The organism is Virgibacillus ndiopensis, from assembly GCF_900187325.1.
In the GTDB taxonomy this organism is placed as follows: domain Bacteria; phylum Bacillota; class Bacilli; order Bacillales; family Amphibacillaceae; genus Virgibacillus_E; species Virgibacillus_E ndiopensis.
Window position 1 is genome coordinate 167914 of sequence record NZ_FZMZ01000006.1, and the last position, 11440, is coordinate 179353.

13 protein-coding genes are annotated in these 11440 nt (G+C 35.0%); 6 read left to right on the forward strand and 7 right to left on the reverse strand.

All coding sequences use genetic code 11. The features are described from left to right. Window positions 1-10: 10 nt before the first annotated feature. Entirely contained in the window at window positions 11-688 is a 678-nt protein-coding gene (locus CS937_RS13615) for a helix-turn-helix domain-containing protein (RefSeq protein WP_099159029.1), read from the reverse strand. Window positions 689-810: 122 nt separating this feature from the next. Between CS937_RS13615 and CS937_RS13620 the strand changes: the two genes are divergently transcribed. Further along, window positions 811-1677 carry a hypothetical protein gene (locus CS937_RS13620; protein ID WP_099159030.1) on the forward strand — a complete coding sequence of 289 codons (867 nt, stop codon included), beginning with the start codon at window positions 811-813 and terminating at the stop codon, window positions 1675-1677. Further along, window positions 1674-2504 carry a hypothetical protein gene (locus CS937_RS13625; protein WP_099159031.1) on the forward strand — a complete coding sequence of 277 codons (831 nt, stop codon included), beginning with the start codon at window positions 1674-1676 and terminating at the stop codon, window positions 2502-2504. Before CS937_RS13620 ends, CS937_RS13625 begins: the two co-directional genes overlap by 4 nt. Before the next feature lie 317 nt (window positions 2505-2821). Here the strand turns inward: CS937_RS13625 and radC are convergent, their stop codons facing one another. The 6 genes from radC to CS937_RS13655 all read right to left on the reverse strand — a co-directional run bounded on the left by radC (window position 2822) and on the right by CS937_RS13655 (window position 6154). Continuing rightward, window positions 2822-3430, reverse strand: coding sequence for a RadC family protein (radC, locus tag CS937_RS13630; RefSeq protein WP_245835754.1), 609 nt, complete (start codon window positions 3428-3430; stop codon window positions 2822-2824). Between the two features lie 239 nt (window positions 3431-3669). Then, the gene (locus CS937_RS13635) at window positions 3670-4410 is read right to left on the reverse strand and encodes a hypothetical protein (protein ID WP_099159032.1); all 741 of its coding nucleotides are present in this window, start codon (window positions 4408-4410) and stop codon (window positions 3670-3672) included. Window positions 4411-4440: 30 nt separating this feature from the next. Continuing rightward, window positions 4441-4944 (reverse strand): hypothetical protein, encoded by a 504-nt coding sequence (locus tag CS937_RS13640; RefSeq protein ID WP_099159033.1) that lies wholly within the window; start codon window positions 4942-4944, stop codon window positions 4441-4443. Between the two features lie 51 nt (window positions 4945-4995). Then, window positions 4996-5196 carry a hypothetical protein gene (locus CS937_RS13645; protein WP_099159034.1) on the reverse strand — a complete coding sequence of 67 codons (201 nt, stop codon included), beginning with the start codon at window positions 5194-5196 and terminating at the stop codon, window positions 4996-4998. Window positions 5197-5398: 202 nt separating this feature from the next. Further along, the gene (locus CS937_RS13650) at window positions 5399-5902 is read right to left on the reverse strand and encodes a hypothetical protein (protein ID WP_099159033.1); all 504 of its coding nucleotides are present in this window, start codon (window positions 5900-5902) and stop codon (window positions 5399-5401) included. A 51-nt stretch (window positions 5903-5953) separates the two neighbouring features. Next, window positions 5954-6154 (reverse strand): hypothetical protein, encoded by a 201-nt coding sequence (locus tag CS937_RS13655; protein WP_099159034.1) that lies wholly within the window; start codon window positions 6152-6154, stop codon window positions 5954-5956. Between the two features lie 264 nt (window positions 6155-6418). On the opposite strand from CS937_RS13655, the gene CS937_RS13660 reads away from it, so the two are divergent. The 4 genes from CS937_RS13660 to brxC are packed head-to-tail and all read left to right on the forward strand — an operon-like array spanning window position 6419 to window position 11411. Further along, entirely contained in the window at window positions 6419-6664 is a 246-nt protein-coding gene (locus tag CS937_RS13660) for a TIGR04540 family protein (RefSeq protein WP_099159035.1), read from the forward strand. 21 nt (window positions 6665-6685) lie between these two features. Further along, complete coding sequence (locus tag CS937_RS13665) at window positions 6686-7288, forward strand: DUF1819 family protein (protein ID WP_099159036.1); 603 nt, start codon at window positions 6686-6688, stop codon at window positions 7286-7288. Continuing rightward, entirely contained in the window at window positions 7285-7833 is a 549-nt protein-coding gene (locus tag CS937_RS13670; protein ID WP_099159037.1) for a DUF1788 domain-containing protein, read from the forward strand. The genes CS937_RS13665 and CS937_RS13670 overlap by 4 nt, the downstream gene beginning before the upstream one ends. A 14-nt stretch (window positions 7834-7847) precedes the next feature. Further along, a complete protein-coding gene (gene brxC / locus CS937_RS13675) occupies window positions 7848-11411 on the forward strand; it encodes a BREX system P-loop protein BrxC (RefSeq protein WP_099159038.1) in 3564 nt (1187 codons plus the stop codon). Window positions 11412-11440 lie beyond the last annotated feature (29 nt).

Here is an 11440-nt window from a genome sequence, read left to right on the forward strand (position 1 = left end):
GTTATCACTATTATTTGGATTTCTTATTAACAAGAAGATTTAACAATTCATCAGCAGACAGAAACTTGTTATAACGATTGATGATCTGATGGGCTTCTTGTAATGGATGAACAGCTTTAGCACCTTCAAAGTTTTCTTTAGATAGACTTGTGGTCTCAAGTAAAAGCATTGAAATTAAATGCTTCATTTCATCATCAGAAATATCTTCCTTAAAGTGAGTGTGGTAAATAGGTTCAATTTCATTTCTGTTTAAGCAGTGATATAGTAAGATCCCTTTTGTATCGTCAAAGTCGAAATAGTTTTCATCTTCATCATCAATAACTACGTTTTCTTCTTCTGTTTCCTCAAACTCGAAATCTTCATCATCTATGATTATTGGATCATCAGGTATACCAATAGTAAATAACGTTTCTTTACCTATATAGAATTCGTCTGTAACAGATTCCAATGGAACTCTATATTCTTGAGTAAGATTATGAACCAACTGAAAAGATGGTTTCTTTGAATCCCCTCTTTCAATCGCTGAAATTGACTGCGGAGTAACACCAATTCTAGAACCTAATGATGTAATGGTGTAATCAGAACCATGATGCTGTATCATCTGTTGTCTAAAGAAGCGGAGTCTTTCACCCAAACTACATTTTTTTAAATACTGGAAGTCATAAGAGTCGATATAAATTGCTGGCATGATTGTCCCTCCTTTGCAAGAATTTCCTTGCATCTATAATATCATTGATGTAGAATTTATGCAAATACATTTTAATTTAATAAAATTGCAAATACATTTTAATTTAAGGAGTGAAAATATACATGAACTTGAATAACTTTAAGGTGCACGCTACACATTCATCGGGTGTTTCTCAATTTAATGTTTCAACAAACGGTCAGTTTATTGTGCAGAGGAAGATTTTTTCTGATATCTACCCTGACTTTCCTAATTTACTAACGTTTAAGGTATACATCTATCTATGTAAATCATATGAGTGGAAATTCCAAAGGGTAAAAAAAGCAAAGACCCAAATACAACAGGATTTAAACTTAAGTCGTGTTGAGCTAAATCATATAATAGATTGGCTTGAGACACATTTCTTCATTAAGAGAACTAACCGACATAATCAGCAGATGTATCAGGCTAAGCTATTAACAGCACCCGATTATGATCCATATACGAATACTTATATAAGTTGTGAAGATATACCTTTTCATACAGGTGTATTAAAAGATAGAAATCAAGGTTATATTATGATTCCATCAGATGCTGTAACAACTCGTATGCTTATGAATACTGCTTCATCGAATCGAGACTGGACTTACCTTAAGCTTAAGGTCTTTCTGAATTTATACGCGCATTGTTGGCTTGAATACTTCGGTGGAGTAAATCCTGATACTATAAAGGTTAATCAAGTATCAAATAAGATTGAAGTTGATCCAGCATTTTTCTTTAATATGAAAGGATCTGAAAAACAAGTTATTAGGTCTATTGAGACCATGATAGGAATGTCTCTTTTAGTTATTGTTGATGTATCATTTGTAAAAGGTGTGTATGTTGGTGATAAACCTTTACTCCCGCCACAACCTAGATCAGCGGAATGTTGTGTATTACGACCCGTGTATTTGTCGAGTAAGAAAGTATTTAGACAAGAACTAGATTCTAAGAGAAGATGGATGATATTATGAAACTACAGAAAATATATGCAAACGTGCAAGGTAGAAATGTATTAATAGAGCATGATCAACATACATACATTTATATACACGATCAGCCTAAAGAATTACCACATGCAAGTTCCAAATCAGATGATCGATTACAAAACATCAATATGATGGATTTTCAAAGTAAGATATCTATGGTTCTACGCACGCAGGCAAAACAACAGGGTATTCATTTCCCAATTAAAAAAGGAAAATATGGTGTCGAGATTACAGTAACAACACAAAGACCATCGACCGAAGTCCCTATTGTGGAAACTGCTAAAGCAATCATAGACGCAGTTAATAAAGAGGTAGTCCCTGATGATGACAATATTTATTACTTGAAAATTAGGGTGCAGAGGCATTCTTCTCGTTCCAGAACTAATAAAAGTAGTCCATCTGATAAAATTGCACTTTCCATTAACGATTTGACAATCAAGAAGACAGTAGTAAAGCTTCAAGAACTTTGTACATATATAGTACCAAAGACCAATCCCTCCTTGGTAAATGGGTGTGATGAGGAGTTTTTTTATCCTCATCTTGAGCTATATCCCCATTACGTTTGGCAGGCCTTAAGTAAAGATGGATTCCAAATGTCCAGAGCAAATGAGAGTTCGGTAAAACTATCTTTCACAGGAGCGGTGCAATCGAAGGACTTAGATAATATGGTGAAATGTTATCTACCTATCATGTTTCAAACACAGTCACTTAAGCCAAGTAATGTTGTTGAGCTTGAATTGTTTAAGGTAGATGATCCGAATGCGAAGGGGTCGATAGAGATGCATGTAAATTGTAATAGCATGCAACCGTAGTTCAGGATATGTATACCAAGGGTTTTAGCAGTTACATGATACTCCTGCTATGCAACATATACTAGAGGTAATCTAAAAAATTATCATTTCAATGTTACAATTTCGGCTTGTGACCGATTAATACAAAGTAAACTGTATTTCCGTCCATATCCTCAACAATTGTTAATTAATTGAGTAAAACTGAAATGCTGTCATATCAACATTATTACATTACTAAGTGTGGGTACTGAGCCATAAATAGACGATAAACTCAAATGTTAGCCCATTAAGTCGTTTTGAAAAGAGAGTCAGAGAAATCACTGACTCTCATATTGGTTTTATAGATATCCTTTTTCCTTTAAGCTCACATATTTTTCATGACCAATAACTAAGTGATCTAAAATCTCAATCCCCATCATTTTCCCAGCTTCACCTAAACGCTTTGTAACGTTAATATCCTCCATGCTTGGTGAAACGTCTCCACTAGGATGATTATGTGCGACTATAGCACTTGCACAACTACGACGAACTAAGTGATTAAAGCATTCCCGGGGGTGGACAACGCTAGCATTTAATGACCCAACAAATACTGTTTCGCGAAAGATTATTTGGTTTTTAGTATTCAAACCAAGCACGACAAAATGCTCTTGATTTAAGTATTGCATATCCTTCAAGTAATCATATGCATCTTCTGGTGAGCGAATGGTAAATCGCTCTTCAACAGGACATGGATTCATGCGAGCGAGCTGTAGTGCAGCAATGATTTGTTTAGCTTTTACATTTCCAATACCTTTAATTTGCAATAGCTCTTCTTCCGTTACATCCAACAGTTCTTGGATAGAAGTGTAGCGGCTGAATAGTTCATTCACTACATAACTATCTTCCTTTTCACGTGTAGTTGTTGCCAATAGATTTTTAAAAGTGATTTTATCGATTGAATTGTTCATTATAAATTCCTCCATTATTTGTTTGATTGAATTAAAAAATGGAGAGACGATATACGTCCCTCCCAATTGAGTGAATAGCTGTTATGAGATACAATGTAATTAAGTGATTACACTTGTGTCCCATAATAGATGAGTTCATTGGCCGATGCACTCATCTATTTTTGTGCAATCAAAAAGCCCATCGACTGCATCTGCAATCCATGAACTGCTCATTGATGGTTATTTTCCTGTAACTCCATTTACTCCCTCACCTCCTTATATGCTTCTTTCAAATGCAGCAAGTCTTGAATGAAATCGGATGCCTGTTTCTTTGTGAGTTGAGTACTACGCTCAACACCAAAAGTTATCTTCATCATCTCTTTTGCAACATCTGTCTGCATATCGATTTCGCTGACCAGCCTGAATATCGTCTGCAACTGAACATTTGTTGCGAGATCATCACTTCCTTTATTTTTTGACTGCTTAGGAAAATCCTCGATGTCCTGAGTAAACAATCCACTTGAACGTGTTGCAGATAACACTGCATCAATTAACGCCCTCTTTTTCGCCATTTTCAATACGGTGTTGACGATTGTATATGGATCCTGTTGCTGAAATGCTGATTCCTTACTGTTGCATGATCCTAGACCTTCAGCCTCGACAATACCATTATCTTTGCGTATGAGCGTTGTCTTTACCTCGTATGAGAAAATACCTGAATCCCATTGCTCTATACGGTTAACGACTTCTGCTGTTTTTGAAAAGCCAAATACATCACATAGCTTTTCTGCACCAGGCTTTAGCAACGTAGGTTTTGAAAAACCATGAACTAAACCATAATCCACCCCTTTAATCATCACTTCCTGAACAAATTTTTGTAGTTCCTCAATCCGTTGTTTAGATGCATCTGATGATAAGACGATATTTGGTAGTGATGTTGGATTTAATTCCGCATCACTTGAAAATGGTACGATGTTGTTTGCGTGTTTATCTGTCCTCATTGGTATTCACCTCCTTTCAATGGATAAAGATCATTGCTTATTGAATACATCTGCAAGTTTTGATAAACTTTTTGATGTTTTATTGACAAGAAACTTCCCAACACTGTGATTTAGCTGATTTCCCTTACTTATTGTCTTAGTTGAGAGATCTAGTGTTTTAGATGCAATGCTATGTGCTGAATGATTTACTTTCTCTATACTGTCGGTAATTTTTATCAAAGCATCTTCACCTTTTGACTCAGTCATTTCTGCGCTTGTCTTTAATACATTTGCAATTCGATCTTTAACTGTTTGCTTTGTCATTAACTCGTCATCATGTAGGGATTTAATATCATCCAATGCTGTTTGTAACTTTTTTCTTCTAGTTAGTAGATGAGAGAGTCTGACATAATCATTACGTTCAACTGAATCTAGTATTTCGATTGATAAGCCTTCATATTGCTCAATTAGTGATTGATAGATTGATTGAACCTCTGGAATTGAAATGCTTCTTCCGTTTAACAGTTCGTTTGTGCCTTTAAATTTATTCCTCATAATGATTTCCTCCTATTAATTGATAAATAGTTGCTGAAAGCTTTAGGACGACTAACTAAAGTGGTGATAACCTTTTAGTGTCAACTTCAGTAAGAGTCCATTTGTCTTACTTCGATTAACCAGTAGTAAACCTTGATCTTCTAAATCTAGAAGATCCACATTACGTATGTCATACTTGATCAAGTAATCTACTGGAACCCACTTGTCCATCTCTTTGGCACTAACAAGGATACGTGCTAATGAATCATTCATCTTAATGCCTCCTTTCAAGAATGCGCTCCTCTCACCGCGCGTGTCGTCTCTGTAAATAAAAAAAGAAAGCCGTCATCTATCCAATGGATAAATAACAGCTTATAAAAAGGGGTGGGGCATGAAACGGTGGTATACCCCTTTTGTTCATAATGAATGGTGGTAGAGAGAAAATTGGTATTCACCTCCTTTCAATGGATAAAGATCATTGCTTATTGAATACATCTGCAAGTTTTGATAAACTTTTTGATGTTTTATTGACAAGAAACTTCCCAACACTGTGATTTAGCTGATTTCCCTTACTTATTGTCTTAGTTGAGAGATCTAGTGTTTTAGATGCAATGCTATGTGCTGAATGATTTACTTTCTCTATACTGTCGGTAATTTTTATCAAAGCATCTTCACCTTTTGACTCAGTCATTTCTGCGCTTGTCTTTAATACATTTGCAATTCGATCTTTAACTGTTTGCTTTGTCATTAACTCGTCATCATGTAGGGATTTAATATCATCCAATGCTGTTTGTAACTTTTTTCTTCTAGTTAGTAGATGAGAGAGTCTGACATAATCATTACGTTCAACTGAATCTAGTATTTCGATTGATAAGCCTTCATATTGCTCAATTAGTGATTGATAGATTGATTGAACCTCTGGAATTGAAATGCTTCTTCCGTTTAACAGTTCGTTTGTGCCTTTAAATTTATTCCTCATAATGATTTCCTCCTATTAATTGATAAATAGTTGCTGAAAGCTTTAGGACGACTAACTAAAGTGGTGATAACCTTTTAGTGTCAACTTCAGTAAGAGTCCATTTGTCTTACTTCGATTAACCAGTAGTAAACCTTGATCTTCTAAATCTAGAAGATCCACATTACGTATGTCATACTTGATCAAGTAATCTACTGGAACCCACTTGTCCATCTCTTTGGCACTAACAAGGATACGTGCTAATGAATCATTCATCTTAATGCCTCCTTTCAAGAATGCGCTCCTCTCACCGCGCGTGTCGTCTCTGTAAATAAAAAAAGAAAGCCGTCATCTATCCAATGGATAAATAACAGCTTATAAAAAGGGGTGGGGCATGAAACGGTGGTATACCCCTTTTGTTCATAATGAATGGTGGTAGAGAGAAAATATGTTGATATTTTTATAATCTCTTGTGTTACTAATGAACTAGATATAAAATAAAGATTAAGTATAAAAAAAGTAAGAGTAGGTGACTTCAAAGTGGAAGTTAAACTTTTTCAAAAAACACAGCGTGATTTAGCAGCGTCTATTAACTTAGTTATCGATAAATATTGGGAAGATGAGATTGATGAAGTAAAAATGGTCGAGTTGATTCAAAAATTGTACATAACGAATACGAACAAACTTGTTAAAAATGGGGATTATACAACTATTATTCGCCAACAATGTGGGAAGCGGCGACTTGAAGTTGTAGATCAAGTTATTAAACAAACTAATGTCGGTTAATAAGGTCGGGTGATAGAGTTAATGCAATATTCAGCAGGATTTACCAAAGAAAAGTGGTCAGAAAATGATATTGCAATCATTATTGAATTAATGCTTCAAGGGAAATCAAAAAAGGATATTTTGGAGGAAGTGACTGAGAAAAACTTATTTCAATTGAGAAGTCCAGTTAGCATTAAAAATAGATTTAATATGGTGTACAATCGTGCAGCGTCTCTTGACGACGAAATGAAACGGCATTTCTTAGGAGCTAACGACTATGATCGAAAGGCATTAACGTTGTATTCATTTCTTCAAGTTTATCGATTGCCTCTGGAGTTTTATTTAGAAGTTCTTGTTTACAAGTATGAACAGCAAGACGCGTTGTATCGTAATGACTTTCATTATTTCTTTGAAGACAAAGCAAATGTTAGTGAAAAAGTTAACGGTTGGAGATCTGAAACCATCAAACGTCTCATAAACACTTTACTGATGTTTTTTATAGAAGCAAAGATGATTGAAAAAGTTGATCAGTCCAAATATACAATAAAACCAATCCATCTGAGTCAGAATTTTAAAACTTACGCTGTAAAGAACGTTCCACTGTTATATTCTTTTACAGTATTAGAAAAGGTGAATGAGTCATGAAATCGACGTATGAACGGTTAGAACAAATGGAGAAACGAATTAATCAAGACGGCTTCACTCAACCTAAAGGGATTGGGAGTGACATCCCTCACTTTGTGTTAGATTATCCACCAGAAGAGGAGCTTCAGGTTCGTGTTTATTTAAAAAACATGCTTAAACGAACTAAATTAAATATTAAAGAAGTGAATCTGTTTGAATTTCTGCTTTCATTCTTTGAAGAAGATGAACTAGAAGAATTATATGAATTAGAAGAAGAGGAAGGAATAAATGGATTAAACGATGCAATAGAACCAATTTTAAACGAAAGTAATACCATAATTAATCAATTTAAGGAATTCACAGACGAAGCAGATCTCATTTTCATAACAGGAGTAGGAACGGCTCATCCGTTTCTACGGTCGAGTCAGTTATTAAAAGCTATATCAAGCAAAGGTTATAAGAAACCAATCGTTTTATTTTATCCTGGTGAATTTACAGGGCTAAGGCTGAAATTATTTGGCATTCTTGACTATGAAGATGACTATCAATTATCGCGTATATCTTAAGGGGAGGTAAAACCATGCAAATTAAAGATTTATTTAAAAAAGATATATTTCGACCAATTAATAATGTTGTTCAAGCTGAACAAATGGATGAGTCAACCATTGAGAACGAGTTGGATGAATATGTTTTAACAGAAGAAAGTGAACATTATTTAGAACGTTTTTATCAAAATTATTTAGCTGTTTATGATCAACCATCTACAAAAGTTGGGGTTTGGATTTCGGGTTTCTTTGGATCTGGTAAATCACATTTCTTAAAAATCCTATCTTACTTATTACATAATCAAACGATTGCAGGCAGAACTCCGGCTGATTATTTCCAGGACAAAACAAACAACAAAGAGTTACTCAATATGATGCAACAAGTATCAGAGAAAAAGTCAGATGCTTTATTATTCAATATTGATTCACGTTCAACCTCTTCATCAAAAGATTCGGAAAAAGAACGAATTATTGAAGTGTTTCTACGAGTATTTAATAATCATTTAGGCTATTCAGATACACTTTGGGTAGCTGAAATGGAACGACAATTAGATGAAGATGGAAAGTACGAAGAATTTAAGCAAGCTATCTATGATCAAAACAGTAAGGCTTGGGAAGAGTTTCGTTTGAAGATCTTATTGCGGAAGAAAAAAGTCATTAAAGCATTAGAATACGTTGGTTATGATCAAGATACAGCTGAAACATTCTTTGCGATGAGTAGAGAGTGGTTTTCGATTGATGCTCAACGAGTTGCAGAACTCGTAGCTGAGTATTGTAAAAAACAAGGCCCAGATTACCGTCTTGTGTTCCTTGCAGATGAAATTGGACAGTATATCGGAAACAACACAAGCCTAATGCTTAATCTACAGACGATTACTGAAAAATTAGGTGATCTTTGCCAAGGTCAAGCATGGGTCATTGTGACATCACAGGAAAAATTAGAATCGACTGTTTCGGATCTTGATAGTACAAAAGATTTTTCAAAAATCCAAGGTCGTTTTGAAACAAAAATTAACTTATCAAGTGCCAATACGGATGAAGTTATTAAAAAACGTCTCCTAGAGAAAAAAGAAGTGGGTGAGGAAACATTAAAATCCATCCATGACCAAGAAGGAAAACTCATTCATAACAGATTAGCCTTTGATACTAGGAACACACAACTTCGTTCGGGCTATCGAAGCATAGCTGAGTTTGTTTCCTTTTACCCGTTTGTGCCATACCAGATTGAGTTATTACAAATGATTTTCACAAAAATTCGTAATCTGGGTGAAGGTGGACAACATACATCTCGTGGTGAACGTTCATTGCTTAAAGCGTTCCAAGAAGCGGCTCAATTAAATGCGGATGAAAATGTTGACAATATGGTAACGATGGCAGAGTTTTATCCTTCCATTCGTGATTACTTAGAATCATCGATTACTGGTACCATTGTACGAGCTCAAGACCGTGCTAGAAATCAAGAAGGGCTAGAAGAATATGATGTAAAAGTCTTACAAGTCCTTTATTTAATCAAAGGGATTGATGAAATCAAATCAACACCTAGTAACATTGCGACACTTATGGTTGAAACTATTTACGACGAACGTCAGCCATTAGAGTACAAGATTAAGGAATCACTAAATCGTCTGCAAACAGCTATGTTCATTGAACAACATGCAGATGGTTCGTACTCTTTCTTGTCAGATGAAGAGCAAGAAATCAATCGCGAAATCCGTGTAGAAGAATATAATTCAGCAGCGGTTAAAGAGCGTTTAGGTAATCTGTTTTTCAATGTGATGTATCGTCATCCTAAATATGAATACAAACATAATGAACAAACGAAGCACTTTGATTACAATAAACGATTCGATAGTTACGTCAAAGGACAAATGAATCATGACTTAACTATGCAAGTATTTACAGAAGGCATGACTGATTCAGAAGCAGCACTTCAAGCCAATTCAGGTCACCTTATCATATTACTGGATAAAGAGCATGTCGCAGAAGCTGAAAGAGCACTTGCTTATATTCAACAGGTCGATAGTTATGTCCGACGTAAACAATCCAGTACCACAACTCAGCAACAAAAACGTATCTTTGAGACGAAGCTCGCTGAGGTAGATGAGTATTCACAAAAAGCAGAAGAGTTATTAGCAAAAGCTTGTGAGAATGCTGAATTTTACATTCAAGGTCAACGTCGTGATTTTAGCGGCAAGTTTGAAAGTAAAGTTGATCAAGCGATGGATATGTTGATTCGAAGCACATTTACGAAATTTCATTATATTGAAGAACCGATTTCGTTTAAAAATAGTAAAAACGAATGGGAACAAGTTGCTGAAAATTTAGGTCAGCAAAGCTTATTCAGTGATCTAAACAAGAACGCGATCGATGAAGTGAAGCATTTCATTGAAGAATTGGAACGTTCACATGACCAAAGAACATTAAAACAGGTTGTACAAAAGTATAATGCTGTGCCTTATGGTTGGGAAGAACAAGACACCATCGGCATATTAATGGGATTAATGAATGTTGGAAAGGTTAGGTTTACCTATGCCGGTGAACTATTTAATCCTAATTCCAGTAAATTCTATGATCGATTAGAAAAAGTATCTGAACGTGATCGAATTGTTGTTTTACCAATCGTAGAGATGGACAGCCAAGTTAAACAAGAGTTGATTGCATTAGTCCGTGACTTCTTCTCTATTACACAGACATATGACACTTATGAAGCTTACGAGGAAATTATACGAGAAAAGGTTAAAGAAGAGTTTGTAAATCCAATTGATGAAATTAGAAACAGACGACGTCAACAAGACCCATCAAGTGGATACTTGTATCCAGGTGAGAAGGATATTAACAGAGTTGCAAATGACACACAAAAACTACTAGCTATTCGTGACCCAGAAGAATTGTGTCGAACATTTATTCAATATGAAGATGATATTGAAGAATGGTATGACATATTAGAAAAACTGCAAGGCTTTTATAAGGGTAATCCTATAAACAACTTTGACAAGGCCGTTCAAGCACTCAAAGAACACCATCATGACTTAGAAATCATCCATAACGAAAAGTTAGAAGACATAACTCAACGCATAAAACAAATTTTATTACAGGAAGAACCAACAAAAGATATTAGCCGTTTGCCAGAGCTAACTAATGACCTTCAGAATCTCATACAAGAAGAAACTGAAAAACAAAAACAAGCGGTTTTAGTTCAATCCGATAAATTAATTGAAGCAATCGAAGCATTATTTGATCAGTATTCTCAATATGAGCCGATTGTAGATTATATTAAATCTAGAAAAGAACAAGCAAAACAACTTCACGATAAGATTGAAGAAAGCGAACGAATCTCTAGTGCACGTATTAACCAACAACAACTTATCGACATTGTTGATTCAATAAAGTCAAAAGCACGTAACATGCTAAATGAACTAAGGGAAGAATCAGATACGGTTAAAAGAGAACCTAAAACAATCACAGAGCAAGAACTTTATAACTCCTTCTTTAGTCAAGTCAATACAATTGAAACTGAAGAAGATTTGGAACGTGCCATTGAATCATTGAAGAGAAGTTTGATTAGAGAATTACAAACTCATTATTTTGTTAAATCATAAACATGGGGCAGAGAACAATCTGCTCCTCT